This window comes from Pseudomonas sp. R151218B TE3479 (genome assembly GCF_053629195.1).
Genome location: NZ_JBRJHV010000001.1, coordinates 6263623 through 6288807 on the forward strand (window position 1 = coordinate 6263623; position 25185 = coordinate 6288807).

Genomic DNA, 25185 nt, shown 5'->3' on the forward strand with positions numbered 1-25185 from the left:
CAGATAGTCGGCCCACAGCATACGGGTTGATCAGGGCTTGCGAAACAGCTCGCGACTGACCAGGGGCCGACCGCCCAGATGCACGGCCAGGGCTTGGCGCATCAGACGCTTGGCCGCCGACAAGGCACCCGGCGCGCTCCAGTCGGCCTCGGCCATGGCCAGCAGCTCGGCGCCATTGAACAGCCCCGGTTGCAGCAGGTAGACCCGCTCCAGGCCGGCATCCACTTGCAAACGGTAGAGGCCGTCGGCGGCGATGGGCGCGCCGTGCAGGTCGGCGCTCAAGGCGAAACCATAGCCCAGGTCATCCAGCAGCCGCCATTCGAACGAACGCAGCAGCGGCTCCAGCGGACGGCCTTCGGCCAGGGCCAGCAACGTGGCGGCGTAGTGGTCGAAGACGGCCGGGTGAGGATCTTCGGCGGGCAGCAGGCGGATCAGCAATTCATTGAGGTACAAACCGCTGAACAACGCCTCGCCGTTGAGCCAGGCGGCGACGCCGTTGCTTTCCATGCGCCCGACGTTCTTCAACTCGCCCCGTCCGCGAAATTCGACTTCCAGCGGCACGAACGGCCGCGCCAGCGTGCCGGCTTTGCCCCGCGCGCCCCGCAACACCGCCCGCAGCCGCCCTTGGGGCGTGAGGAAGTCCACCAGGGCACTGCTTTCGCGGTAGGCGCGGCTGTGGAGGACGTAGGCGGGCTGGCCGGTGGGTTGGGCTGGGGGCATGGAAATCAGAGTTCTCAATAGACGAGCAGAGTTTTTCAATAACCCCAAACCAATGTGGGAGCGAGCTTGCTCGCGATAGCGGTCTGTCAGTCAACATCCATGTTGAATATCAGGCCCTCATCGCGAGCAAGCTCGCTCCCACAAGGTTCTTGGTACATCCAGCCACCTGATCAGAGGTCGCCGTAACCCAACGAACGCAGCGCACGCTCGTCATCGGACCAGCCGCCCTTCACCTTGACCCACAGGTTGAGCATGATCTTGGAGTCGAACAGCAGCTCCATGTCCTTGCGCGCCTCGGTGCCGATGCGCTTGATGCGCTCGCCCTTGTCGCCAATGATGATTTTCTTCTGACCGTCACGTTCGACGAGGATCAGCGCATGAATGTGCAGGGTCTTGCCCTGTTGCTTGAACTCTTCGATCTCGACCGTGATCTGGTACGGCAGCTCGGCGCCCATCTGCCGCATGATTTTCTCGCGCACCAGCTCGGCGGCGAGGAAACGGCTGCTGCGGTCGGTGATCTGGTCTTCAGGGAAGAAATGATCGTTTTCCGGCAGGTGTTCGGCAATCACCCGCTCCAGCGCGTCGAGGTTATGGCCGTGCTGGGCAGAGATCGGGATGATCTGGGCGTTGGGCAACTGTTCCTGCAACCAGGACAGGTGCGGCATCAGTTCAGCCTTGTCTTCGATGCGGTCGGTCTTGTTCAGTGCCACGATCAGCGGGCCGGTGACGTACTGGACACGCTCGAGGACCATCTGGTCTTCTTCGGTCCATTTGGTGCGGTCGACCACGAAGATCACCACGTCGACGTCTTTCAACGCCGCCGAGGCAGTCTTGTTCATGTAGCGGTTCAAGGCCTTTTCGCCACCCTTGTGCATGCCCGGGGTGTCGACGTAGATCGCCTGCACGGCGCCTTCAGTCTTGATGCCCAGCATGTTGTGGCGAGTGGTCTGGGGCTTGCGCGAGGTGATCGCCAGTTTCTGGCCCAGGATGTGGTTCAGCAGCGTGGACTTGCCCACGTTCGGCCGACCGACAATGGCGACATAGCCGCAGCGGGTGACGGTTGTATCAGTCATTGCCATTCTCCACGCCCAGGGCAATCAGTGCTGCGGCGGCCGCTACCTGTTCGGCAATACGACGGCTCACACCCTGACCCCGGCTTTTTTCATTCAGTAGGACAACTTCGCATTCGACGAAGAAGGTTCGGCAATGCGGCTCACCCTGGATATCCACCACTTCGTAGCGCGGCAGTTCGCAACTGCGCGATTGCAGGAATTCCTGCAAACGGGTCTTCGGATCCTTGTTGGTATCCACCAGCGTCAGGCTGTCGATCTCTGAAGTCAGCCAGGCCAGCACGCGTTCGCGCGCCATGTCCATGCCTGAGTCCAGGTAGATCGCGCCAATCAACGCTTCCAGGGCATCGGCCAGAATCGACTCGCGACGGAAACCGCCGCTTTTCAATTCACCGGAGCCCAGGCGCAGGTATTCGCCCAGGTCGAAACCACGGGCCAGTACGGCCAGGGTCTCACCTTTTACCAAACGCGCGCGCAAACGCGACAACTGGCCTTCGCGGGCCAGCGGGAAGCGCTCGAACAGCGCCTCGCCGGCCACGAAGTTGAGGATGGCATCACCAAGGAATTCCAGGCGTTCGTTGTTGCGCCCGGCAAAACTGCGGTGAGTGAGGGCCAGGAGCATCAGGTCCGGGTCCTTGAAGGTGTAGCCGAGCTGACGCTCGAGACGGCTTAGAGAAACGCTCACGGTTTACCCACGCTGAGTTCGTGGCTGGATTCCACCGCCACGGTGGCAAGGCACCGTTGGCTTGGGACAATTAACGCTGTGTTCAAAAATGACGTCCTGACTATCGTTGGCTTCATGCCTCCGGGCAACCTTGTGCAGGCTCCAGAAAAGCATTCGGCGCTGTGTTCAACAGCGCCGTGTGGGATTACTTGATCAGGCCAACCCGCGAGAAGTTCGGCAGGTGGCTGAGTTTGGGTTCCGGCCAGCTCATCCAGACCGCAAAGGCCTTGCCGACGATGTTCCGGTCCGGGACCATGCCCAGCAGGTCCTTGGGAATGTTCGGATCATCCCAGTAACGGCTGTCGTTGGAGTTGTCGCGGTTGTCACCCATCATGAAATAGTGCCCCGCCGGCACGGTCCACGAACGGTCCGGCGTTGCGCGGTAGCGGCTCATTTCCTTGCGGATCAGGTGTTCGGCCTCGCCGAGTTTTTCCCGGTAGAGTTCGGCACTGCCCAACGTACCCGGCTCGGAGCCAAGCAATTGTTCGGCCACTGATTCGCCATTGACGAACAGACGCTTGTCGGCAGTGTAGCGGATCGTGTCGCCTGGCAAGCCGACCACGCGCTTGATGTAGTTGACGTTCGGGTCGCTCGGGAAGCGGAACACCATGACATCGCCGCGTTGCGGATCACCCACCTCGATGACTTTCTTGTCGATCACCGGCAGGCGGATTCCGTAGGAGAACTTGTTCACCAGAATGAAATCGCCCACATCCAGGGTCGGCTTCATCGAACCGGACGGAATCTGGAACGGTTCCACCAGGAACGAGCGCAGCACCAGGACGATGAACAGCACCGGGAAGAACGACTTGCCGTATTCGACCAGCAGCGGTTCCTTGCTGAGCTTTTCGATCACCACACCATCAGGCTGGCTGACGCTGCCCTGATAAGAGGCGATGGCCGCCCGGCGCCGAGGCGCCAGGAACAACAGATCAAGCAACGCCAACAGGCCGCAGACAAACACGGCGATAACCAGCAACAGCGGGAAATTTAGCGACATAGGACCTAACTATCCAACCTGAGCACCGCAAGGAAGGCTTCCTGTGGAATTTCCACGTTACCGACCTGCTTCATGCGTTTTTTACCGGCCTTCTGCTTTTCCAACAGCTTGCGCTTACGGCTGACGTCGCCGCCGTAGCATTTGGCCAATACGTTCTTTCTGAGCGCCTTGACGGTTGTACGCGCCACAATCTGCCCACCAATGGCGGCCTGGATTGCCACATCGAACATCTGCCGCGGAATCAGTTCCTTCATCTTCTCGGTCAATGCACGACCTTTGTAGTGCGCGTTGTCACGGTGCACGATCAATGCCAGGGCATCGACTTTCTCACCGTTGATCAGCACATCCAGTTTCACCAGATTAGCCGATTGGTAACGATCGAAATGATAGTCCAGCGAAGCATAGCCGCGACTGGTGGATTTGAGACGATCGAAGAAGTCCAGCACCACTTCGTTCATCGGCAGGTCGTAGGTCACCTGGACCTGCGTGCCGAGGAACAGCATGTCGTGTTGTACGCCGCGTTTCTCGATACACAGGGTAATGACGTTACCCAGGTGCTCTTGAGGCACAAGGATGTTGGCCCGCACGATCGGCTCGCGCATGTCTTCGATGGCCGACAGGTCCGGCAATTTGGACGGGTTGTCGACGTAGAGGGTTTCGCCGTTCTTGAGCAGCAGCTCGAAGATTACCGTCGGCGCCGTGGTGATCAGGTCCAGGTCGTACTCGCGCTCCAGGCGCTCCTGGATGATTTCCATGTGCAACATGCCCAGGAACCCGCAGCGGAAGCCGAAGCCCAGGGCGTCGGAGCTTTCCGGGGTGTATTGCAGGGACGAGTCGTTCAGGGTCAGCTTTTGCAGGGCTTCGCGGAAATCCTCGAAGTCGTCGGAGCTGACCGGGAACAGGCCGGCGTAGACCTGCGGCTGGATACGCTTGAAACCGGGCAGCACATCGACGTCGGGGGTGGAGCTCAAGGTCAGGGTATCGCCGACCGGCGCCCCGTGGATGTCCTTGATGCCGGCGATGATGAAGCCCACTTCGCCGGCCTTCAGGTCGACGGTGGCGGTATGTTTCGGGTTGAAGACCCCGACGCTGTCCACCAGGTGGATCTTGCCGGTGGACTTGACCAGGATCTTGTCGCCCTTCCTCACGCGGCCATGGCGCACGCGAACCAGGGAGACCACGCCCAGGTAGTTGTCGAACCAGGAGTCGATGATCAACGCTTGCAGCGGATCTTCGATGTTGCCGGTTGGCGCGGGGATGGTGGTGACCAGGCGTTCGAGCACTTCATCCACGCCCAGGCCGGTCTTGGCGCTGCAGGTGACCGCGTCGGTGGCGTCGATGCCGATGATTTTCTCGATTTCTTCCTTCACGCGGTCCGGATCGGCCTGGGGCAGGTCGATCTTGTTCAGCACCGGCATGACTTCCAGACCCTGCTCGATGGCCGTATAGCAGTTGGCAACCGACTGGGCCTCGACGCCCTGGCCGGCATCGACCACCAGCAACGCCCCTTCACAGGCCGCCAGCGAGCGGCTGACTTCATAGGTGAAGTCGACGTGGCCCGGGGTATCGATGAAGTTCAACTGATAAGTGACGCCGTCGCGGGCCTTGTAATAGAGAGTAACGCTGTGGGCCTTGATGGTGATCCCGCGCTCACGCTCGAGGTCCATGGAGTCCAGGACCTGGGCTTCCATTTCACGCTCGGCCAGGCCGCCGCACATCTGGATGAAGCGATCAGCCAGCGTCGACTTGCCATGGTCAATGTGGGCGATGATGGAGAAATTGCGGATATGACTCAAATCACTCACGGATCAACACTCAAAAAGGCTGCAGGCATGGCCCGCCGAAAAATAGCCGGGAATTGTACCTGATACAGACGCCATTGTGGCGAGGGGATTTATCCCCGCTGGGCTGCGAAGCAGCCCTGGACCTATCAGCCCTGGCGATGCGCCAGGGAGGATGCTGGGGACTGCTGCGCAGTCCAACGGGGATAAATCCCCTCGCCACATGAAGCCTGCTCGCCACAAGAATTGGGGTCAACCCGCCCTGCGCAGCAACCAGAGCCCGGCCAACGCGCAGACAGCCGCGGGGACCAGCACCGCAAACAGCGGCGAGAAACCAAACACCAGGCTCGACGGCCCCAGCAGATCCTGGGCGATACGGAAGGTGAAGCCCACCAGCACGCCGGTAAACACTCGTTGACCAAGGGTCACCGAACGCAGCGGGCCGAAAATGAAGGAAATCGCCATCAACACCAGGGCGGCGGTGACCAGCGGTTGCAACACCTTGACCCAAAAAGCCAGCCAGTAGCGGCCATTGTTCAGGCCCTGGTCCGCCAGGTAGTGGATATAGCCCCACAAACCGGTAATCGACAGCGACTCCGGCGCCATCACCACAGTGCTGAGCAACTGCGGGCTGATCGACACGTCCCAACGCTCTTGCGGGGCGGCGACCACCTCGGTGCGTTTGTCATGGAACAGGGTGGTGGTGACATCACTCAGTTGCCAGTGGTCCTCGGCGAAATTCGCGCGCTTGGCGAAGCTCGCTGACAGCATGTGCCGCTGGTCGTCGAAACGATAGCGGGTCACGCCATAGAGGATGCCATTGGGCTGGACCGAGTTGATGTGGATGAACTCGTCGCCCTGGCGGTGCCACAGGCCGTGCTTGGCGCTTTGCGCATCACCGCCGCCCTGGGCCAGGGAACGGTTGGCCTGGGCGGTGTTCTCGGTGGCCGGGGCAATGTATTCGCCGATCAACACACCCACCAGCATCAGCACCAGCATCGGCTTCATCACCGCCCAGACGATCCGACCAATGGACACGCCTGCGGCGCGCATGATGGTCAGTTCGCTGTTGCTGGCCAGACTGCCCAGGCCGATCAGGCAGCCGATCAGCGCCGCCATCGGCAGCATGTCGTACAGGCGCCGAGGCGCGGTCAGCAGCACGTAGCTCGCCACGTCCGTCAGGGTATAGGTGTCGCTGACGTCGCTCATTTCATCGATGAAGGCAAACAGGGTCGCCAGGCCAAGGATGATCCCCAGCACCGCGAGGATCGCCATGAACACGCTGCTGCCGATGTAGCGGTCGAGCTTAACCACGGGCCACCTCCAGCGCGCTGCGACGACTGGCCAGCTTCAGGCGCAGGGGCTCCCAATAGAGCAACCCCAGGCCGATGGCCAGGAAGATGCCATGCACCCACCACAAACCCAGCGCCGGCGGGATCTTGCCCTTCTCCAGGGCGCCGCGGGCGGAAATCAGGATGGTCAGGTAAGCCATATACAGGAGAATCGCCGGCAGCAACTTGAGGAAACGGCCCTGGCGCGGGTTGACCCGCGACAACGGGACCGCCATGAGTGTCACGATGAACACCAGCAGCGGCAACGACAGGCGCCATTGCAGCTCGGTGCGGGCACGAATGTCCTTGTTGCCCAGCAGGCTGGCGGTCGGCATCGCGTCGCGATCGGTGACTTCGTCGCTGACCTCGGGCTTGGGCAACAGCACGCCATAGGTGTCGTACTTGATGGCCCGGTAGTCGGCCTGCCCCGGCTTGCCATCGTAGCGATAGCCATTGTGCAGGATCAGGTAGCGGTTGCCGTCTGGGTTGATTTCCTGCCGACCCTTCTCGGCCACCAGCACGGAAATGCCACGGTCCTTCTTGGTGTCCGAAGACAGGTTCTTTTGCGTAATGAAGACGCCGCCCAGGTCGATCCGGTCATCCGAGAGCTGTTCGGTGTAGGTCACCCGCGTACCGTCGCGCAGGGCCTGGAAACGCCCTGGCACCAGGGTGTCGAATTCGGTCATGGCGTCCTGCTGGTTGATCAGCAGTTGGAATTGGTTGGCGCCCTGGGGCGACAGGCTCAGGCTCAGCCAGGCCACCACCAGCGCCACCAATGTGGCCGGGAACAGGGTCATGCGAAACAGCCGTTGCTGGCTCATGCCCGTGGCCGACAGCACAGTCATTTCGCTGTCCAGGTACAGGCGCCCATAGGCCAGCAAAATGCCGAGGAACAACCCCAGCGGCAGGATCAGTTGCAGGAAGCCCGGCAGGCGGAACCCCATGATCAGGAACAGGGAGCCCGGATCCAGGGCGCCGGAGGCCGCCTGGGCAAGGTATTTGATGAAGCGTCCGCTCATGATGATGACCAGCAGCACGGCGCTCACGGCGCTCAGGGTCAGCAGGACTTCGCGGGATAGATAACGAAAAACGATCACACCAGACACTCCAGGGTTGTCAGGCTGGGTTTTGTATGAAAAGTGCCTGCGCGACGATCATGCAGCGTTGAAAACTGGCTCGGAATGCGCATTGACAGCCAGTCAACTCCGCTTCCTCGCCTGTTTTCGCCTTGCCTGATCGCCGCTCGGCGACTTTTCATACAAACCCTTAAGGCGGCCAAACAAGCAAACGTATCGAGCCGGTCCGCCAACGCGAACCGCCGAAAAAAGAGCCGCATTATCCTGTGATTGGAGGCGCCTGTCACTTCGCACGCTTTAAACCGGTGCTTAAAGCCAAAAGTTAGCGCCGTCGAGGGTTGTCAGGCTCAGGCGCCGAGGTTCAAACTGCGGCCTTTGTCGCCGGCAAACACCGGCGTTTCTTTATATAGAAGAAGCTCGCTCAGCGCGCCATTGTGTCGGCGCCTGGCCTCTTGACCATTCACTCAGGGATCCGGACATGGAACTGGTTGTAAAAAGCGTCAGCCCAGAAACGTTGAAAACCGCCACGCTGGTGGTTGCCGTCGGTGAAAACCGCAAGCTCGGCGTCGTCGCCACCCAGCTCGACAGCCTGAGCGGCGGTGCCATCAGCGCCGTGCTCAAGCGCGGCGACCTGGCCGGCAAGGTCGGCCAGAGCCTGTTGCTGCACAGCCTGCCCAACCTCAAGGCCGATCGGGTGCTGCTGGTGGGCGTGGGCAAGGACGCCGAACTGGGCGACCGTCCGTTCCGTAAAATCATCGCCGGCGTGTTGGGCACCCTCAAGGGCCTGGGCGGCACCGATGCTGTCTTGGCGTTGGACGAGTTGGTGGTCAAGGGTCGCGACAGCTACGGCAAGAACCGCCTGCTGGCTGAAACCCTGGTGGACGGCGAATACCAGTTCGACCAGTTCAAGAGCGAGAAAGCCCAACCCCGCGCCCTGAAGAAAATCACCCTGCTGACCATCAAGGCCGCCCAGGCTGAAGTCCAGCGCGCCGTGACCCACGCCACCGCGATTGCCAACGGCATGGCCTTCACCCGTGACCTGGGCAACCTGCCGCCGAACATCTGCCACCCGACGTTCATGGGTGAACAGGCCAAGGCCTTGGGCAAGGAATTCAAGGGTCTGAAAGTCGAGGTCTTCGACGAAAAGAAGATCAAGGACCTGGGCATGGGCTCGTTCTACTCCGTCGGCCAGGGCAGCGCCCAGCCGCCGCGCCTGATCGTCATGCAATACAACGGCGGCAAGAAGTCCGAGAAGCCATACGCACTGGTCGGCAAGGGCATCACCTTCGACACCGGCGGCATCAGTCTCAAGCCAGGCGCCGGCATGGATGAAATGAAGTACGACATGGGCGGCGCCGCGAGCGTGTTCGGCACCCTGCGCGCCGTGCTCGAACTGCAGCTGCCGATCAACCTGGTGTGCATCCTGGCCTGCGCCGAGAACATGCCCAGCGGCACGGCCTCGCGTCCGGGCGACATCGTCACCACCATGAGCGGCCAGACCGTGGAAATCCTCAACACCGATGCCGAAGGCCGCCTGGTGCTGTGTGACGCCCTGACCTACTCCGAGCGCTTCAAGCCGCAAGCGGTGATCGACATCGCGACCCTGACCGGCGCCTGCGTCGTCGCCCTCGGTGCCCACACCTCGGGCCTGCTGGGCAACAACGATGAACTGATCAGCCAATTGCTCAGCGCCGGCCAGCAAGCCGACGATCGCGCCTGGCAGTTGCCGTTGTTCGACGAGTACCAGGAACAACTGGACAGCCCGTTCGCCGACATCGCCAACATCGGCGGCCCGAAAGCCGGGACCATCACCGCGGCGTGCTTCCTGTCGCGCTTCACCAAGAACCTGAACTGGGCGCACCTGGACATCGCCGGCACGGCCTGGACCAGCGGCGGCAAGGACAAAGGCGCCACCGGTCGCCCAGTGCCCCTGCTGACCCAGTACCTGCTGGACCGCGCCAAGGCCTGACACCAATGACCGTCGTCGGCGTCGCCCTCGGGTGGCGCCAACGGCGGCTCAGGAACCGCAATGACCAAAGTCGATTTCTATATCCTGCCCAGCGCCGATCCGTCGGCGCGGCTGGATTTCGCCTGCAAGCTCGTCGAAAAAGCCTGGCGCATGGGGCACCGCATTTACCTGCATTGCAGCGATGCCGCCCAGCGCGATGACCTGGACGCACGCCTGTGGGCGTTCAAGGGCGAGAGTTTCGTGCCCCACGGCCCGGCCGAAAGCGAACCCGAGGGGCTGATCGTGCTGGGGCTGGGAGATGACTGCGGCCAGCACCAGGACCTGCTGGTCAACCTCGACCTGAAAGTACCGGCCTTTGCCCAACGCTTCGCCCGTGTGGCGGAAGTGGTGGTGGAAGACCCGGCCATCCGACAAGCCGCGCGGGAGAGTTTCCGTTTCTACCGCGAACAGGGCTATCCTCTGCAAGACCACCGTTTACAGCGACTCTGAGCCCTACGATGGACACTCCAAAATCGCCACAAAAGCCCGCGCACCTGCTGGATGACCTCGAGTCGATCCGCCAGTTGCTCGGCGACGACAACCTGCAGCCACCGCTGTTGACCGACACGGTCGTGCCCGAGCCGGTGCATGACGAGCAGATCCCCCTGCTGTTCGATCCGATCAACGGCCAGCCTGAACCCGAGCCTGCCGCCAAGGCCGAAGCCAAGGGCCCCGACGCCCTGCTGCACCTGGACCGCGAATTACGCGCTGCGGCACAGTTGATCATGCAAGACGTCATCGACGACTTCGCCCCCCACATCGAAACCGAGATCAAGCGCCGGCTGGATGCGCGGATGGAGCGGTTGCTGAGCCACTACGAGTAACCTCCGACGCCTGACTGATTGCACTTCCTGTGGGAGCGAGCTTGCTCGCGATAGCGGTGGCTCAGCCTGCATAGGTATTGAATGTGCCGGCCCCATCGCGAGCAAGCTCGCTCCCACAGGGTTCAACTGCGCTCCTCCATCCGGCTTCTCGCTCGCAGCTTGTGGCTTGCACCAGCCCCGCCCGCTATACTTCCCGGCTTTTCCTGAATAAATGCCAATAGGGTCCCGCCGCGCATGGATAAGACCTACCAGCCGCACGCCATTGAAACTTCCTGGTACAACACCTGGGAGTCCGAGAATTATTTCGCTCCGCAAGGCGCGGGCGATTCCTACACCATCATGATCCCGCCGCCGAATGTCACCGGCAGCCTGCACATGGGCCACGGCTTCAACAACGCGATCATGGACGCCCTGATCCGTTTCCGTCGCATGCAAGGCCGCAACACCTTGTGGCAGCCGGGCACCGACCATGCCGGTATCGCCACGCAGATGCTGGTAGAACGCCGCCTCGAAGCCCAAGGCCAGAATCGCCACGACCTGGGTCGCGAGAAATTCCTCGAGAAAGTCTGGGAATGGAAAGACGAGTCCGGTGGCAACATCAGCCGCCAGATCCGTCGCCTCGGCTCGTCCGTGGACTGGAGCCGCGAGCGCTTCACCATGGACGACGGTCTTTCGGAAGCGGTGAAGGAAGCCTTCGTGCGCCTGCATGAAGACGGGCTGATCTATCGCGGCAAGCGTCTGGTCAACTGGGACACCAAGTTGCACACGGCCATTTCCGACCTCGAAGTGGAGAACCACGACGAGAAAGGTTTCCTGTGGAACCTCAAGTACCCCCTGGCCGACGGCGCCAAGACCGCCGAAGGCCAGGATTGCTTGATCGTCGCCACCACACGCCCGGAAACCATGCTCGGTGATGCCGCCGTGGCGGTGAACCCTAACGATGAGCGCTACAAGGCCCTGATTGGCAAGTTCGTGGAACTGCCTTTGGTTGGCCGGCGCATCCCGATCATCGGGGACGATTACTGCGACCCTGAATTCGGCACCGGCTGCGTGAAAATCACCCCGGCCCACGACTTCAACGACTACGAAGTCGGCAAGCGCCACAACCTGCCGCTGCTGAACATTTTCGACAAGAACGCCAACGTGCTGCCGGCGGCCCAGGTGTTCAACCTCGACGGCACGCTGAACGAAAGCGTCGACGGCACGCTGCCGGCCGAATACGCCGGCCTGGACCGTTTCGAGGCGCGCAAGCAGATCGTCGCGGCATTCGAGGCCGCTGGCCTGCTGGTCAGCGTCGACGATCACGCCCTGAAGGTCCCGAAAGGCGACCGCTCCGGCACCATCATCGAGCCGTGGCTGACCGACCAGTGGTACGTGTCCACCAAGCCGCTGGCCGAGCCGGCGATTGCCGCCGTGGAAGACGGCCGCATCCAGTTCGTGCCCAAGCAATACGAAAACATGTACTTCTCGTGGATGCGCGACATCCAGGATTGGTGCATCAGCCGTCAGCTGTGGTGGGGCCATCGCATTCCGGCCTGGTACGACGAATCGGGCAAGGTCTATGTCGGTCGCGATGAAGCCGAAGTCCGCGCCAAGCACAACCTCGGTCCGGACATCGCCCTGGCGCAGGACAACGACGTCCTCGACACCTGGTTCAGCTCGGGCCTGTGGACCTTCTCGACCCTGGGCTGGCCGCAGCAGACCGAGTTCCTGAAGAAATTCCACTCCACCGACGTGCTGGTCACCGGTTTCGACATCATTTTCTTCTGGGTCGCCCGGATGATCATGCTGACCATGCACCTGGTGAAGAATGAGGACGGCACCCCGCAAGTGCCGTTCAAGACGGTCTACGTCCACGGCCTGGTGCGCGACGGCCAGGGCCAGAAGATGTCCAAGTCCAAGGGCAACGTCCTGGACCCGCTGGACATCATCGACGGCATCGACCTGGAAACCCTGGTGCAGAAACGCACCTCCGGCCTCATGCAGCCGAAACTGGCGAAGAAGATCGAGAAGGCCACCCGCGAAGAATTCGCCGAGGGCATCGCCAGCTACGGCACCGATGCCCTGCGTTTCACCTTCTGCTCGCTGGCGTCCACCGGTCGCGACATCAAGTTCGACATGGGTCGCGTCGAAGGCTATCGCAACTTCTGCAACAAGATCTGGAACGCCGCGCGCTACGTGCTGGATAAAGGCGAAGACTGCGGGCAGAACGGCGAAGCCTACGAACTGACCCTGGCCGATCGCTGGATCATTTCCCAGTTGCAACGCACCGAAGCCGAAGTGACCCGCCAACTGGACCAGTTCCGTTTCGACCTGGCCGCACAAGCCTTGTACGAGTTCATCTGGAACCAGTACTGCGACTGGTACCTGGAGCTGTCCAAGCCGGTGCTGTGGGACGAAAACGCACCGGTCGAGCGCCAGCGCGGCACCCGCCGCACCCTGGTTCGCGTGCTGGAAGTGGCCTTGCGCCTGGCGCATCCGTTCATGCCGTTCATCACCGAGGAAATCTGGCAGCGCATCGCACCGCTGGCGGGCATCCAGGGCAAGACGATCATGCTGCAACCGTGGCCGGTGGCCAACGAGACCCGCATCGATCCGGCAGCCGAGGACGACATCGAATGGCTCAAGACCTTCATGCTGGGCCTGCGTAACATCCGCGCCGAAATGAACATCGGCCCGGGCAAGCCGCTGACCCTGTTCCTGAAGAATGCCAGCGCCGAAGACCTGCGCCGCCTCAACGAAAACGAAGCGCTGCTCAAGAAGCTGGCGAAGCTCGAGTCGGTGACGGTGCTGGCCGCCGGCGAAGAAGCGCCACTGTCGGCCACCGCCCTGGTCGGCGAGATGGAAGTACTGGTGCCGATGGCCGGCCTGATCGACAAGGCCGCCGAACTGGCGCGCCTGGACAAGGAGATCCTGCGCCTCAAAGGCGAAGTGCAGCGGGTCGGCGGCAAGCTGTCCAACGCCGGTTTCGTCGACAAGGCCCCGGCCGAAGTCATCGAGAAGGAACGGGCCAAACTGGCCGAGGCCGAACAGGCCCTGGGCAAGCTGGCCGAGCAGCATGCGCGGATCTCCAGCCTGTAACGGCGGTTCGTCACTGAAGAGGGAGGCCCTGGTGGCCTCCTTTTTTCTGCCTGGCACTTTCCTACTCGTGCTGAGCCCCCCTGTGGGAGCGAGCTTGCTCGCGATAGCGGAGGGTCAGCTTGCATCAATGCTGGATGTGTCGCCGCCATCGCGAGCAAGCTCGCTCCCACATTTGAACTGCGCAGTCATCAAGACCAGTCTGGATGTGGGACAATACCCGCCACTTTTTGAGCCATCCCCGAATCGACCCGCCCATGACTGCCCCGCGCTCCCCAAAACCTGTCCGCCAGAAGCCCAAGCCCGCCACCGAGGCCAAACCTGTGGCGCCGCGAGAGAAGGCCAGCCTGCACCCGCGTAACCGTCACCAGGGCCGCTACGACTTCCCGGCGTTGATCAAGTCCACGCCTGAATTGGCCAAGTTCGTGATCATCAACCCGTATGGCAAGGAAAGCATCGACTTCGCCAGCCCCGACGCGGTGCGGGTGTTCAACCGGGCGCTGCTCAAATCCTTCTATGGCATCGCCCATTGGGACATTCCGGCCGATTACCTGTGCCCGCCGGTGCCCGGCCGCGCCGACTATGTGCATTTCCTCGCCGATTTGCTCGCCAGCCATAACGAAGGCGAGATCCCTCGGGGTGCGGCAGTGAAGGTGCTGGACATCGGCACGGGCGCCAACTGCGTCTATCCGCTGATCGGCTACAGCGACTACCGCTGGCACTTCCTCGGCTCGGAGATCGACCCGACGGCCATCGCCTCGGCAAAGGCCATTGTCCAGTCCAACGGGCTGAACAAGGCTATCCAGCTTCGCCAGCAAGCCAACCGCAAGCAGATCTTGCTGGGCTTGCTGGAGGACGCCGAGCGGTTCGACCTGACCATGTGCAATCCACCGTTCCACGCGTCCCTGGAGGAAGCCACCAAGGGCAGCCAGCGCAAATGGCGGGCGCTGGGCAAGGCCGATCCGAAACGCAAACTGCCGGTGCTGAACTTCGGCGGCCAGGCAGCCGAACTATGGTGCGAGGGTGGGGAAGCTCGGTTCGTCACACAGCTGATCAGCGAAAGCGCGCAGCTGGCCCAGCAAGTGCTGTGGTTCAGTACGCTGGTGTCGAAGGCTTCGAACCTGCCGGCGATTCAGGCAGCGCTGAAAAAAGCTGGGGCGCTGCACAGCCACGTGGTGGAGATGTCCCAGGGCCAGAAGCAGAGTCGTTTCGTGGCCTGGACCTTCCAGACCGAGGCGCAGCAACAGGCCTGGCGCCAGGCGCGCTGGGTCCGTAAGGGCTGAATCGGCATAACGCCCACTCCTGTGGCGAGGGAGCTTTGGCAAAGGGATTTTATCCCCTCACCACAGACCACTTTTTCCAAGGCAATAAAAAACCGTGCCCGGATCGCTCCGAGGCACGGTTTTTTTAGCGATCTTACTTGTTGACCGCGTCGGTCAGGCCTTTGGCCACAACCAGCTTGATCACTTTCTTGGCAGCGATTTCGATGGCAGCGCCAGTCGAAGGGTTACGGCCGGTACGGGCAGGACGCTCGGTGACTTTCAGCTTGCCGATACCTGGCAGAGTGATTTCGCCGCCGTTTTCCAGCTGATCGGCAACGATTTGGCCCAGTTGGTCCAAAGCGTTACGCGCGGTGGTTTTTGGCGCGTCGATGGCTTCAGCGATGTCAGCGATCAGTTGGTCTTTAGTAAGAGCCATGTAGTGTTCCTTCCCTATCAAATTCATATGGATTGCAGAGTGCAGTGTCAGCCATCGAGCCCGATCTCTCTGGATCAGGCACCCTCGGCAATCACCACGACGGATCGGGGTAATAGATGCCGAAAACCGGGTTTGGTTCGACCTGACAAATGCTGAATGCACGCTTAACGCAGTGACTTCGCGTAAGACCGGGCAAAACTAGCACAACGCCTCTGAAATATCCGCCTCTAGCTACCCATTTGGTCAGCTTTCTTGCGCTAAAACGTTAAAAAAATGCATATAGGCCGTCGGACAGGCCCGAAAGGGCCCTTGCAGGGTTCCAAAACCAGTGATTGCGGTACACTGGGCCTTTTTCGGGGAGCACGCCCTCCTCTCTTTCATCAGCCGAGAAATCCATGCCGATCCGTCATTGCATCGTCCACCTGATCGACAAAAAACCCGACGGCACCCCTGCCGTGCTCCATGCCCGCGACTCCGAACTGGCAGAGTCCACGGCCATCGAGAACATGCTCGCCGACCTCAACGAAAGCTATAACGCCAAGCAAGGCAAGGCCTGGGGTTTTTTCCATGCCGAGTCCGGGGCGCATCCGTTCAGCGGCTGGCTGAAGGAGTACCTGGACGGCGGGAAGGATTTCACTGCGTTCAGTCGAGTGGCGGTGGAACACCTGCAAAAACTGATGGAAGAGTCCAACCTGTCGGTGGGCGGCCACGTGTTGTTCGCGCATTACCAGCAGGGCATGACCGACTACCTGGCCATCGCCCTGCTGCACCACAGCGAAGGCGTGGCGGTGACCGATGAGTTGGACGTGACCCCGTCCCGTCACCTGGACCTGGGCCAATTGCACCTGGCGGCGCGGATCAACGTGTCGGAATGGCAGAACAACAAGCAATCGAAACAGTACATCTCGTTCATCAAGGGCAAGAACGGCAAGAAGGTCTCGGAGTACTTCCGCGACTTCATCGGCTGCCAGGAAGGCGTCGATGGCCCCGGCGAGACCCGCACCCTGCTCAAGGCCTTCAGTGACTTCGTCGAAAGCGAAGACTTGCCGGAAGACGATGCCCGGGAAAAAACCAAGACCCTGGTGGACTACGCCAGCAGCCAGGCCAAGCTCGGCGAGCCCATGGGCCTGGAAGAACTGTCCGAGTTGATCGACGAAGATCGCCCGAAAGCCTTCTACGACCACATCCGCAACAAGGACTACGGGTTGTCGCCGGAAATCCCGGCGGATAAACGCACCCTCAACCAGTTCCGCCGCTTCACCGGTCGCGCCGAAGGCTTGTCCATCAGCTTCGAAGCGCACTTGCTGGGCTCCAAGATCGAGTATGACGAGGAAGCCGGTACGTTGATCATCAAGGGGTTGCCGACGTCGCTGACGGATCAGCTCAAGCGGCGCAATTGATGCTCGGTGGGGTACTGAAGAAAGTTCTGCTGGTCTTGCTGGTGGTGGCGGCGTACCAGAACTGGGGCAAGATCGAGCGGCTGTTCAACCCGTCGCAGATGGTTTCAGAACAGATTCGCAGCAATGCCCGCGTGGTGCTGTATGCCACCGACTGGTGCGGCTACTGCAAGGCCACCCGACGGTTCCTGGATGAGAAAGGCGTGCCGTTTCGCGAGTTCGATATCGAGAAGGACACCGAGGCGCGCAAGGCCTACGAGGCGCTGGGTGGCCGGGGGATTCCGATCCTCGATGTGAACGGCACGTTGATTCGTGGGTACGAGCCGGAGAATATTCTCAAGGCGTTGTCTGCCAGCTAGTCATCATCGCAAATCCCCTGTGGGAGCAAGCTTGCTCGCGATAGCGGTGGGTCAGCTTGCATCAATGCTGGATGTGTCGCCGCCATCGCGAGCAAGCTCGCTCCCACAGGTCATTCGTTGCTCAGCGAGCCTCGATCCGAAACCCGAACCGCGGAAAGTGCACATGTACCACCCCGCCACGCTCATCTTCGCGACGCAGAATCAACTCTTCGCTACCCGCAAACAACAACTCCCCTGCCACCGGGTCAACGCCATAGTCCGTCGCGGCGATGGTTACCTGCTGCCCTGAGGTGAACCCGTTCGGCTCTTCGAAAGACTCATCCGGCAGCGCTTGCGGTGTCGCGTTGCGGGCAACGTCCAAGGCTTCTTCGGCACTTATCTGGCTCGACGCACCATGGCCGAAACCCAGCACCCGTGCCAACCATGTCGAAACGGCTGGATACGCGTCCACCAGCGGCGAGGTCACCGGGGTGCCCTTGAGGAACCACAGCGGATGGGCCATGGCGAAGTCGGCAATCGACGGATCACCCAACAGGAAATCGCCCTCCTCGCGCTGCAACTGCTGCTCCAGGCGCGCCATGATCGTCGGCCACTGGTGCTTGGCCTGGTCGACAGGCAAGCGTGTGGTCGTACCGCCACTGAACAGCCCGGCGCGGTCGCTGATAAACGCCTTGATGGCTTCAGGCGATAGCTTGGCGAAACGCACCGCCACCGATTCAGGCTGGAACACCAGACTCACCGCATGCTGAAACACCACCGAGTCGGCCCAGGCGGCAAAGGACGCGGCCAGCATTTCCCGGCCTTCGGGGAACAGGGCCGGCGAGGCTTTTTCCTGCTCCAGCCGACGAGCGATCAGGGATGTGTCGCAATAGATATCCGCACCAATCTGCAATACCGGCGTCTTGCGATAGCCGCCCGTCAGTGCCGTCAGGTCAGGCTTGGGCATCATTGGTGGAATGCTCACCGAACGCCAGGATAGGCCCTTGAAGCCCAGCAGCAGCCGGGCCTTTTCCGCGAAAGGAGACGTTGGGTAATGATGAAGAATCAGCTCTGACATGAGATTCGCCGCTGCAGGAATGAAGTCTTGCAGCTTAGCGCGACTGACCGGGCCAGCCTACCGGCCTGATAAAGGCCTATCAGCCAGGCTGATGAAGCGACAGCGCACTGGCCACCAGGCATTCCTTGGCGCTTTTCTTGAGCTTTTTGATCAGTCGCTCCTGGCGCAGGGCCTCGCCCTTGTCACGACAGGCCTCGGTATACACCAGGGCCACTGCCGGGCTAGACAGGAAGAAGCGCGCGCCCTTGCCGCTTTGATGCTTGGCGAAGCGCCGCACAGGGTCATCACTGATGCCGCAGTACAGCGAGCCATTGGCGGCCCGCACCAAGTAGACGAACCAGGGTTTGTCCGCTTCGGAGGGACCTTGCGCAGGCAGATCGGGAGAGAGGTCGGCGGTCGTCACAAGATGTTCAACAGGTGGGCAAAGACAAGCCGCGATCTTATCAGCGACTGGCCTGGAACGCCCGCAACCCCTTCACCGCCTGGGCCCTGATGGCGTTGCGCACCAGCGGCGTCCACCCCAGCAGCAGACCCTTGGCGCCCAACGCCTGACGGGACCAGCGCCACAGGTCGAAGCTGTCATGATGCTCGCAGATCTTGCCATCGCGAAATACGAAGCGCGCCTGGATGTCATTGATCACGATGTTGCCGGTCTGGCTGAACAGGTACGTCGCCACCCAGTGAGCACCGCCGGTACGCTCGTCGCTGCGCACGTTATCGAAGGTCAGGGAAAAGTCCTTGGCCCGGGCCGTCAACATGCGCCACATGTCGCCGGCATCGCGTCCGCGCAGTTCGCCAAACGCCGGATCGCTGAACAGCACGTCGTCGGTGTAGCAGGCGCTCATGGCGTCAGCGTCCAGGCGCTGGAAGGCCTGATAAAAACGGGTGATCAAGGCGTTGTGGGCATCACTCATGGACCGGCTCCGAAAAACGTTTCAGTAGGCCTGCACGATAATCTGCCAACGCGGGGAAAACTATCGTCATTCGCCATGAAAATGATATCAACGAAGGTCGGTGACTCGTTCGCTCTCGACCCCGACGTACAGCGCCCGGCCTGCGCCGATGCCCGCGATGATCGCCCCCAGGCCAACCAGGCCGAAGATCCAGCCGAGGGCACTCCAGCCACCGGTCAAGTCGTGGACCACCCCCACCGCGAAAGGCCCCAGCGACGCCAGCGTATAACCGAAGCCCTGGGCCATGCTGGACAGGTTGGCGGCCACATGGGCATCCCGCGAACGCAGCACGATCAGCGTGAGCGCCAGGCTGAAGGTTGCGCCCTGCCCCAAGCCCAGCAATATCGCCCAGCCCCACAAACCATCGATGGGGGCATAGAGGCAACCGAACAGCCCCCCCAGGGTCATGACCATGACGACCACGATGGCCAGGCGCTGGTCTTTGCCACGCGTTGCCAGCCAGGGTGCCGCGAGGGAGCTGATCAACTGCACGATGACCGAGCCGGACAGCACGAGCCCGGCCTGGGTCGGGGTCAGGCCACGTCCAATCAGGATCGAGGGCAGCCAGCCAAAGACGATATAGGCCAGGGACGATTGCAGCCCCATGTACAAGGTCACTTGCCAGGCCAGGGGATCGCGCAGCAAGCCGCGGACCCGGTACGCCACCTGATGGGCGCCGTGTTTCTGGCCCACTTGCGGCAACCAGAACACCGCGGCCAGCAGTGCCGGGACCACCCAGAACCCCAGGCCCAAGGCCCAGCTGTGGCCAAGGTGCTCGCTCAACGGCACTGTCGCCCCGGCCGCCATCGCCGCACCCAGGCACAGCGCCATGGTGTAGACACCGGTCATGGCGCCGGCCTGTTTGGCGAAGTCACGCTTGACGATGCCCGGCAGCAGCACGCCGATCACGCCGATGCTCGCACCGGCCAGGATACTGCCGGCGAACAGCCCAACCTGACCGAACGCACTGCGCAGGACAATCCCGCCCGCCAGTGTCAGCAAGATCCCCAGCACCACGCGCTCGGCCCCGAAGCGCCGCGCCAGCACCGGCGCCAGCGGCGCGAACAGGCCCAGGCAAAGCACTGGCAACGTGGTCAGCAAACCGGCCTGGGCAGCCGACAGGCCCAGGCTTTTTGACACTTCACTGAGCAGCGGCGCCATGCTCGACAACGCCGGCCGCAGGTTCAGCGCCACCAGGATCAGCCCGAGCAGCAACAGCCAGGGCCGGCGCACCAACGGCTGGCTCTGCTGGACCTGGGCGTCGTCGGCTTCGGCGTCGATCAACAGTTCTTCGAGTTCGGCGGCGCGTTTGGACGCCGTCGAGGTGGCAGGGGCAAGCAGATCGCGGGACATGGAAAGCTCGGGTTCAGGGTTCATTGATCAACTGCCGGCACAGGGCCTTGGCCTGCTCCGGGTCTTGGCGTTCGACCGCTTCGAGAATGTCGACGTGCAGGTCGAACACATGCTGATGGCGAGGGACAATATTGAGGCTCTGGCGCAACTGCGCGCCGATCACGCTGGAAAAGTAACGATAAAGCTCGCTGAGCGTTGGATTGTGCGCGGCATCCACCAGCAGACGGTGGAACACCAAGTCGCAGGCGATGTAATGCTCCAAGTCGCCATGGTAATGCTCGCCACTGGCCTGGAGCGCCTTGCGCAAGGCCAGCAAGTCATCTTCGGTACGCCGCAGCGCGGCCAGGCCGATGGCCTCGACTTCGAGGATATGCCGGGTTTCCCGGGCCTGGTCCAGCGAACAGCGCGAAAGCACCTTGAGGGTATCGAGCGGGTCCACCGTGGCCCGTACATAACTGCCGTCGCCCTGGCGGATCTCGATCAGCCCGGAAAACGCCAGCACGCGCATGGCTTCGCGCACGGTGTTGCGGCTAATACCCAGCTCGGCCACCAACTCGGGCTCGGTGGGCAAACGCTGGCCCACGACCCACACGCCATCACTGATGCGCTGGCGCAGTTGGTCCAGGGCTTGATCGACCAGGGATCGCTTAATTAATGGAGAAATGTCTGACATGGAATTCACCCTTTCATCCAATCATAGGATGAATTTTCTGACATGTTAGTCAGCTTCGCGTAGGACGGCAACCGCCTAGGGACAACGGGAGGTAAAGAAACGAGATTTTCGATTAGTCAAAATTACCCTTTGAGGGTAATTTTAAGGACAAGGCACGCCGTTCTATGGAAAAGAACACACCCCACTACGCCTTGGCGGCGATACAGGCAGATGTCAGGCGGCTTAAAGGGAAAGCTTTCACCAGCACTGCGAAGAACACTGCTCGGACGCTCGGTTTAAACGTCTCGGACATGCAGCAGGTCATCCATGGGCTTGAGGGAAAACAGTTCTACAAATCGATGGCCACCTATGACGATCATCGAGTCTGGCATGACGTCTACCACGCCAATTCACACGGTCTGCAGATTTACCTGAAGGTGACGTACCGCCCCAGCGGAGGCCCACCGGTAATTTCCTTCAAGGAGAAAAACTCATGAAACACCAGCAATGCTTCAGCTGTGGTGCCCCGGAAGGCATGTTGCATTTCGAAGGCCGCGGCGAAACCATGAGCGTCAAGGGACTGGAGCGCCGGGTCGATGACTTGTCTGGCTGGGAATGTCAGATGTGCGGCGAAGTCGAGCTCGATTCAAGCTGCTCGGATCGCTACGACCACGCAGGTGATGAGCTGGTCAACGCGGCCAGGCGAATGATCGGCGAAGAGATCAAACGTGTCCGGCGCAAACTGCATCTATCGCAAAAGGAAGCGGTACTGCTGCTATCGGGCGGTGGACACAATGCGTTTTCCCGCTACGAGCGCGGCGAGGTAGTGCCACCCAAGGCGGTGATCTTGCTGATGCGCCTGCTTGATCGCTATCCGCATTTGCTTGCCGATGTCCATGCCTTCGCTGAAGACGCAGACTTGCGGCAATTCAAAACGACGGTACACAAGGAACACGAGACCCTCACGGCTTGCTGAGCGGCCCATTAAAAACAAACCCGGACACGTCCGGGTTTGTTTCACTGCCTAAGCCCGGATCAATGCAGAATCTGGCTCAGGAACAGCTTGGTGCGGTCGTTCTGCGGGTTGTCGAAGAAGTCGTTCGGCGCGGCCTGCTCGACGATTTCACCTTTGTCCATGAAGATCACGCGGTTGGCCACGGTACGGGCGAAGCCCATTTCGTGGGTCACGCAGAGCATGGTCATGCCGTCTTCGGCCAGGCCGATCATGGTGTCCAGCACCTCTTTCACCATTTCCGGGTCGAGGGCCGAGGTCGGCTCGTCGAACAACATGATTTTCGGCTTCATGCACAGGGCACGGGCGATGGCCACACGCTGTTGCTGACCGCCGGAGAGCTGGCCAGGATACTTGTGCGCCTGCTCTGGAATGCGCACGCGCTCCAGGTAATGCATCGCGATTTCCTCGGCCTTGCGCTTGGGCATCTTGCGTACCCACATCGGTGCCAGGGTGCAGTTCTGCAGGATGGTCAGGTGCGGAAACAGGTTGAAGTGCTGGAACACCATGCCAACTTCACGGCGGATCGCTTCGATCTGCTTGAGGTCGTTGGTCAGTTCCACGCCGTCGACCACGATGCGACCCTGCTGGTGCTCTTCCAGACGGTTGAGGCAGCGGATGGTGGTGGACTTGCCGGAGCCCGACGGGCCGCACAGCACGATACGCTCGCCCTGCTTGACGTTCAGGTTGATGTCTTTCAACACGTGGAACTGGCCGTACCACTTGTTGACGCCCTGCATCTGAATAATGCCTTCAGGGCTCACAGGCTGTTTGATCGCTTCACTCATAAACTACGCTCCTAACGCTTGTGGCCAGTGTCCAGCTTGCGTTCCAAATGCATGGAATAGCGGGACATACCAAAACAGAAAATCCAGAACACCAGGGCGGCGAACACATAGCCTTCAGTGGCCATGCCCAGCCATTTCGGGTCGGCGGCAGCTTGTTTCACGCTGTTGAGCAGATCGAACAGGCCGATAATGATTACCAGGCTGGTGTCCTTGAACAACGCAATGAAGGTGTTGACGATACCCGGGATCACCAGCTTCAGAGCTTGCGGCAGAATCACCAGGCCCATGCTGCGCCAGTACCCCAGGCCCATCGCCGCGGCCGCTTCGTACTGGCCCTTGGGAATGGCTTGCAGGCCGCCACGCACCACTTCGGCCACATAGGCCGACTGGAACAGGATCACCCCGATCAGTGCTCGCAGCAGCTTGTCGAAGTTCATGCCTTCGGGCAGGAACAGCGGCAGCATCACCGACGACATGAACAGCACCGTGATCAACGGCACACCGCGCCAGAACTCGATGAAGGTCACACAGACCACACGGATCGCCGGCATGTTCGAACGCCGGCCCAGGGCCAGGACGATACCCAGCGGCAGCGCGCCGGCGATACCGACGGTGGCGATCACCAGGGTCAGCATCAGGCCGCCCCATTGGCTGGTTGCCACCGCGGCCAAGCCGAACACTCCGCCGTGCAACAGGCACCAGGCAATGATCGGGTACAGCACCAGGAAGCTCAGGCCGTAGATCACCTTGCGCGGGAAGCGCGAGATGAACAGCGGCGCTACACCGAGTACCGCCAACCACACGGTCAGGTCTACGCGCCAGCGCAGGTCCGTCGGGTAGTAGCCATACATGAACTGGCCGAAACGCTGCTGGATGAACACCCAGCAGGCGCCTTCCTTGGTGCAGTCGGCCTGGGTGGTGCCGACCCAGTTGGCATCGAGAATCGCCCAATCGAGAATCGGCGGAACCACCAGGTAGATCAAGTAGAACGCAAACAACGTCAGCAAGGTGTTGAGCCAGCTGGAGAACATGTTCGCGCGCATCCACGCCACCACGCCGATGCTGTTGCTCGGAGGGGGCATGTCAGGTTTGAAAGTATGGGATGTCATGCGCGTTTCCTCACCGCTCGATCAGCGCAATGCGCTTGTTGTACCAGTTCATCAGCAGGGAAATGCTGATACTGATCGCCAGGTACACGCTCATGGTGATGGCAATGACTTCAATGGCCTGCCCGGTCTGGTTCAGCACCGTACCGGCAAACAACGAAACCATTTCCGGGTAACCGATACCGGCCGCCAGCGAAGAGTTTTTCGCCAGGTTCAGGTATTGGCTGGTCAACGGCGGGATAATCACGCGCAGGGCTTGCGGGATGATCACCTTGCGCAAGGTCGGACCGTTGCGCAGGCCCAGCGAGTGAGCCGCCTCGGTCTGGCCATGGCTGACCGACTTGATGCCCGAGCGCACGATCTCGGCGATGAACGCCGCGGTGTACACGGTCAAGGCGAGGGTCAAGGCCAGCAGCTCGGGAATCAGTACCCACCCACCGACGAAGTTGAAGCCCTTGAGCTGCGGCATTTCCCAATGCACGGGAGCGCCGAAGATCAGCGCGCACAACGCAGGGATCACCAGGAACAGCGCCAGGCCCACCCAGAATTTATGGAACGGCTCGCCGGTCGCTTCGAAACGCTTGTTGGCCCAGCGGGTCATCAGCACGATGGCGACGATCGCCAGCACGACACTGGCCACGAACGGCCAGAATCCTTCCGCCACCAACGCTGCCGGCATGTTCAGGCCGCGGCTGCTGACAAAGAAGGTGTCCCCGAAGTTATGGCTGTTGCGCGGCCCCGGCATGGTCAGGAACACCGCGAAATACCAGAACAGGATCTGTAGCAGCGGTGGGATGTTGCGGAAAACCTCCACATACACGGTTGCCACTTTGGCGATGATCCAGTTTTTCGACAGTCGGGCCACGCCGACAATGAAACCAAGGATTGTTGCCAAGATCACGCCGATGAACGTCACCAGCAGAGTGTTGAGCAACCCGATGACAAAGACGCGGGCATAACTGTCCGCCTCGGTGTAGTCGATCAGGGTTTGAGCGATGCCAAAACCGGCACTGCGCTCCAGGAAGCTGAAACCGGAAGTGATGCCCCGGTGCTCGAGGTTGGTCTGCGTGTTATCGAACAGAAACCAGCCCAGCGAAATAACCGCCACGATGGTGACGATCTGAAATACCCACGCACGCACTCGTGGATCGCTGAGGCTGAGCCTCTGCTTAGGTGCGCCGATTGAATTTTGCATGAA

The 25185-nt window shown here is 61.2% G+C and carries 25 protein-coding genes; 9 read left to right on the forward strand and 16 right to left on the reverse strand.

The window, feature by feature from the left end:
- Positions 1-30 precede the first annotated feature (30 nt).
- From recO to lptF, 7 genes are all read right to left on the reverse strand, one after another.
- Positions 31-720 (reverse strand): DNA repair protein RecO, encoded by a 690-nt coding sequence (gene recO, locus AB7M32_RS27335; RefSeq protein WP_454251950.1) that lies wholly within the window; start codon positions 718-720, stop codon positions 31-33.
- A 170-nt stretch (positions 721-890) separates the two neighbouring features.
- Complete coding sequence (gene era / locus AB7M32_RS27340; RefSeq protein WP_072345611.1) at positions 891-1793, reverse strand: GTPase Era; 903 nt, start codon at positions 1791-1793, stop codon at positions 891-893.
- Positions 1786-2475, reverse strand: a complete 690-nt coding sequence (gene rnc, locus AB7M32_RS27345; protein ID WP_060740811.1) for a ribonuclease III — start codon at positions 2473-2475, stop codon at positions 1786-1788. Before rnc ends, era begins: the two co-directional genes overlap by 8 nt.
- A 184-nt stretch (positions 2476-2659) precedes the next feature.
- Positions 2660-3514: a signal peptidase I gene (lepB, locus tag AB7M32_RS27350; protein ID WP_072408976.1), complete on the reverse strand. Its 855-nt coding sequence runs from the start codon at positions 3512-3514 to the stop codon at positions 2660-2662.
- A 5-nt stretch (positions 3515-3519) separates the two neighbouring features.
- A complete protein-coding gene (gene lepA, locus AB7M32_RS27355; protein WP_192262208.1) occupies positions 3520-5319 on the reverse strand; it encodes a translation elongation factor 4 in 1800 nt (599 codons plus the stop codon).
- A gap of 228 nt (positions 5320-5547) precedes the next feature.
- Positions 5548-6609: an LPS export ABC transporter permease LptG gene (gene lptG, locus AB7M32_RS27360; protein ID WP_072408974.1), complete on the reverse strand. Its 1062-nt coding sequence runs from the start codon at positions 6607-6609 to the stop codon at positions 5548-5550.
- Complete coding sequence (gene lptF / locus AB7M32_RS27365) at positions 6602-7723, reverse strand: LPS export ABC transporter permease LptF (protein ID WP_072345612.1); 1122 nt, start codon at positions 7721-7723, stop codon at positions 6602-6604. The genes lptG and lptF overlap by 8 nt, the downstream gene beginning before the upstream one ends.
- A 457-nt stretch (positions 7724-8180) precedes the next feature.
- Between lptF and AB7M32_RS27370 the strand changes: the two genes are divergently transcribed.
- The 5 genes from AB7M32_RS27370 (at position 8181) to rlmF (ending at position 14895) form a co-directional block, all read left to right on the forward strand.
- Complete coding sequence (locus tag AB7M32_RS27370; RefSeq protein WP_454251951.1) at positions 8181-9671, forward strand: leucyl aminopeptidase; 1491 nt, start codon at positions 8181-8183, stop codon at positions 9669-9671.
- Positions 9672-9731: 60 nt separating this feature from the next.
- Entirely contained in the window at positions 9732-10160 is a 429-nt protein-coding gene (locus tag AB7M32_RS27375; RefSeq protein ID WP_072408970.1) for a DNA polymerase III subunit chi, read from the forward strand.
- Positions 10161-10168: 8 nt separating this feature from the next.
- Positions 10169-10534, forward strand: coding sequence for a DNA polymerase III subunit chi (locus tag AB7M32_RS27380; RefSeq protein ID WP_072408968.1), 366 nt, complete (start codon positions 10169-10171; stop codon positions 10532-10534).
- A 234-nt stretch (positions 10535-10768) separates the two neighbouring features.
- Positions 10769-13615, forward strand: a complete 2847-nt coding sequence (locus AB7M32_RS27385) for a valine--tRNA ligase (protein ID WP_454251952.1) — start codon at positions 10769-10771, stop codon at positions 13613-13615.
- Between the two features lie 254 nt (positions 13616-13869).
- Entirely contained in the window at positions 13870-14895 is a 1026-nt protein-coding gene (gene rlmF, locus AB7M32_RS27390) for a 23S rRNA (adenine(1618)-N(6))-methyltransferase RlmF (RefSeq protein WP_454251953.1), read from the forward strand.
- A gap of 133 nt (positions 14896-15028) precedes the next feature.
- Here rlmF and AB7M32_RS27395 read toward each other — a convergent pair whose 3' ends face one another.
- Positions 15029-15310 carry an HU family DNA-binding protein gene (locus tag AB7M32_RS27395; RefSeq protein WP_007905514.1) on the reverse strand — a complete coding sequence of 94 codons (282 nt, stop codon included), beginning with the start codon at positions 15308-15310 and terminating at the stop codon, positions 15029-15031.
- A 395-nt stretch (positions 15311-15705) separates the two neighbouring features.
- Here AB7M32_RS27395 and yejK point away from each other — a divergent pair, with 395 nt between their 5' ends.
- Positions 15706-16710, forward strand: coding sequence for a nucleoid-associated protein YejK (gene yejK / locus AB7M32_RS27400; protein WP_014340016.1), 1005 nt, complete (start codon positions 15706-15708; stop codon positions 16708-16710).
- Positions 16710-17066 carry a glutaredoxin family protein gene (locus tag AB7M32_RS27405; protein ID WP_454251954.1) on the forward strand — a complete coding sequence of 119 codons (357 nt, stop codon included), beginning with the start codon at positions 16710-16712 and terminating at the stop codon, positions 17064-17066. Before yejK ends, AB7M32_RS27405 begins: the two co-directional genes overlap by 1 nt.
- Before the next feature lie 121 nt (positions 17067-17187).
- Here the strand turns inward: AB7M32_RS27405 and AB7M32_RS27410 are convergent, their stop codons facing one another.
- From AB7M32_RS27410 to AB7M32_RS27430, 5 genes are all read right to left on the reverse strand, one after another.
- Complete coding sequence (locus AB7M32_RS27410; protein ID WP_454251955.1) at positions 17188-18123, reverse strand: glutathione S-transferase family protein; 936 nt, start codon at positions 18121-18123, stop codon at positions 17188-17190.
- Between the two features lie 79 nt (positions 18124-18202).
- Positions 18203-18526 (reverse strand): GIY-YIG nuclease family protein, encoded by a 324-nt coding sequence (locus AB7M32_RS27415; protein WP_092204096.1) that lies wholly within the window; start codon positions 18524-18526, stop codon positions 18203-18205.
- Positions 18527-18566: 40 nt separating this feature from the next.
- The gene (locus tag AB7M32_RS27420) at positions 18567-19037 is read right to left on the reverse strand and encodes a nuclear transport factor 2 family protein (protein ID WP_454251956.1); all 471 of its coding nucleotides are present in this window, start codon (positions 19035-19037) and stop codon (positions 18567-18569) included.
- An 87-nt stretch (positions 19038-19124) separates the two neighbouring features.
- Entirely contained in the window at positions 19125-20453 is a 1329-nt protein-coding gene (locus AB7M32_RS27425) for a CynX/NimT family MFS transporter (RefSeq protein WP_454251957.1), read from the reverse strand.
- Positions 20443-21102: a FadR/GntR family transcriptional regulator gene (locus AB7M32_RS27430; RefSeq protein WP_454251958.1), complete on the reverse strand. Its 660-nt coding sequence runs from the start codon at positions 21100-21102 to the stop codon at positions 20443-20445. The genes AB7M32_RS27425 and AB7M32_RS27430 overlap by 11 nt, the downstream gene beginning before the upstream one ends.
- A gap of 164 nt (positions 21103-21266) precedes the next feature.
- Here AB7M32_RS27430 and AB7M32_RS27435 point away from each other — a divergent pair, with 164 nt between their 5' ends.
- Positions 21267-21578, forward strand: a complete 312-nt coding sequence (locus AB7M32_RS27435) for a type II toxin-antitoxin system MqsR family toxin (protein ID WP_454251959.1) — start codon at positions 21267-21269, stop codon at positions 21576-21578.
- Positions 21575-22057: a type II toxin-antitoxin system MqsA family antitoxin gene (locus AB7M32_RS27440; RefSeq protein ID WP_092166255.1), complete on the forward strand. Its 483-nt coding sequence runs from the start codon at positions 21575-21577 to the stop codon at positions 22055-22057. The genes AB7M32_RS27435 and AB7M32_RS27440 overlap by 4 nt, the downstream gene beginning before the upstream one ends.
- A gap of 59 nt (positions 22058-22116) precedes the next feature.
- Here the strand turns inward: AB7M32_RS27440 and AB7M32_RS27445 are convergent, their stop codons facing one another.
- The 3 genes from AB7M32_RS27445 to AB7M32_RS27455 are packed head-to-tail and all read right to left on the reverse strand — an operon-like array spanning position 22117 to position 25182.
- Positions 22117-22881: an amino acid ABC transporter ATP-binding protein gene (locus AB7M32_RS27445; RefSeq protein WP_003178331.1), complete on the reverse strand. Its 765-nt coding sequence runs from the start codon at positions 22879-22881 to the stop codon at positions 22117-22119.
- Positions 22882-22892: 11 nt separating this feature from the next.
- Positions 22893-23990: an amino acid ABC transporter permease gene (locus tag AB7M32_RS27450; protein WP_454251960.1), complete on the reverse strand. Its 1098-nt coding sequence runs from the start codon at positions 23988-23990 to the stop codon at positions 22893-22895.
- Positions 23991-24000: 10 nt separating this feature from the next.
- Complete coding sequence (locus AB7M32_RS27455; RefSeq protein ID WP_092166253.1) at positions 24001-25182, reverse strand: amino acid ABC transporter permease; 1182 nt, start codon at positions 25180-25182, stop codon at positions 24001-24003.
- Positions 25183-25185: the final 3 nt, after the last annotated feature.

Bases quoted from the DNA above. Each gene is read 5' to 3' on its own strand.
- recO (WP_454251950.1), bottom strand. From the start codon at position 720: ATGCCCCCAGCCCAACCCACCGGCCAGCCCGCCTACGTCCTCCACAGC.
- era (WP_072345611.1), bottom strand. From the start codon at position 1,793: ATGACTGATACAACCGTCACCCGCTGCGGCTATGTCGCCATTGTCGGT.
- lepB (WP_072408976.1), bottom strand. From the start codon at position 3,514: ATGTCGCTAAATTTCCCGCTGTTGCTGGTTATCGCCGTGTTTGTCTGC.
- AB7M32_RS27370 (WP_454251951.1), top strand. From the start codon at position 8,181: ATGGAACTGGTTGTAAAAAGCGTCAGCCCAGAAACGTTGAAAACCGCC.
- AB7M32_RS27375 (WP_072408970.1), top strand. From the start codon at position 9,732: ATGACCAAAGTCGATTTCTATATCCTGCCCAGCGCCGATCCGTCGGCG.
- AB7M32_RS27380 (WP_072408968.1), top strand. From the start codon at position 10,169: ATGGACACTCCAAAATCGCCACAAAAGCCCGCGCACCTGCTGGATGAC.
- AB7M32_RS27385 (WP_454251952.1), top strand. From the start codon at position 10,769: ATGGATAAGACCTACCAGCCGCACGCCATTGAAACTTCCTGGTACAAC.
- rlmF (WP_454251953.1), top strand. From the start codon at position 13,870: ATGACTGCCCCGCGCTCCCCAAAACCTGTCCGCCAGAAGCCCAAGCCC.
- AB7M32_RS27395 (WP_007905514.1), bottom strand. From the start codon at position 15,310: ATGGCTCTTACTAAAGACCAACTGATCGCTGACATCGCTGAAGCCATC.
- yejK (WP_014340016.1), top strand. From the start codon at position 15,706: ATGCCGATCCGTCATTGCATCGTCCACCTGATCGACAAAAAACCCGAC.
- AB7M32_RS27405 (WP_454251954.1), top strand. From the start codon at position 16,710: ATGCTCGGTGGGGTACTGAAGAAAGTTCTGCTGGTCTTGCTGGTGGTG.
- AB7M32_RS27410 (WP_454251955.1), bottom strand. From the start codon at position 18,123: ATGTCAGAGCTGATTCTTCATCATTACCCAACGTCTCCTTTCGCGGAA.
- AB7M32_RS27420 (WP_454251956.1), bottom strand. From the start codon at position 19,037: ATGAGTGATGCCCACAACGCCTTGATCACCCGTTTTTATCAGGCCTTC.
- AB7M32_RS27425 (WP_454251957.1), bottom strand. From the start codon at position 20,453: ATGAACCCTGAACCCGAGCTTTCCATGTCCCGCGATCTGCTTGCCCCT.
- AB7M32_RS27430 (WP_454251958.1), bottom strand. From the start codon at position 21,102: ATGTCAGACATTTCTCCATTAATTAAGCGATCCCTGGTCGATCAAGCC.
- AB7M32_RS27435 (WP_454251959.1), top strand. From the start codon at position 21,267: ATGGAAAAGAACACACCCCACTACGCCTTGGCGGCGATACAGGCAGAT.
- AB7M32_RS27440 (WP_092166255.1), top strand. From the start codon at position 21,575: ATGAAACACCAGCAATGCTTCAGCTGTGGTGCCCCGGAAGGCATGTTG.
- AB7M32_RS27445 (WP_003178331.1), bottom strand. From the start codon at position 22,881: ATGAGTGAAGCGATCAAACAGCCTGTGAGCCCTGAAGGCATTATTCAG.
- AB7M32_RS27450 (WP_454251960.1), bottom strand. From the start codon at position 23,990: ATGACATCCCATACTTTCAAACCTGACATGCCCCCTCCGAGCAACAGC.
- AB7M32_RS27455 (WP_092166253.1), bottom strand. From the start codon at position 25,182: ATGCAAAATTCAATCGGCGCACCTAAGCAGAGGCTCAGCCTCAGCGAT.